The sequence below is a fragment of the Serratia silvae genome (genome assembly GCF_023282985.1).
Classification (GTDB): Bacteria; Pseudomonadota; Gammaproteobacteria; order Enterobacterales; family Enterobacteriaceae; genus Chania; species Chania silvae.
In genome coordinates, this window is sequence record NZ_JAGQDC010000095.1 from 1 (window position 1) to 217 (window position 217).

Below are 217 nucleotides of genomic sequence, written 5' to 3' on the forward strand. Positions count from 1 at the left end.
AGCAATTGCAGCACCCGGGGATCGTCAAGTGCGGTACACACGACCATCGCCGTGGTGGGCCAATGCTCCAGACAAAGCGCAATCAGCCTTAAGCCATCCAGAACCGACTCTTCCTCACCGCACAGTTCCATAATCAACAGCCGGGCCGGGCGATGGCGCATCAATCCCGGGATTTGTGCCAGATTACTGACCCGCTGCACCTCATCCGTCAGGCCAC

General features: G+C 59.0%; 1 pseudogene. It reads right to left on the minus strand.

The window, feature by feature from the left end:
- Positions 1–217, minus strand: a pseudogene (locus KAJ71_RS23375) (LuxR C-terminal-related transcriptional regulator); the annotation flags it as partial.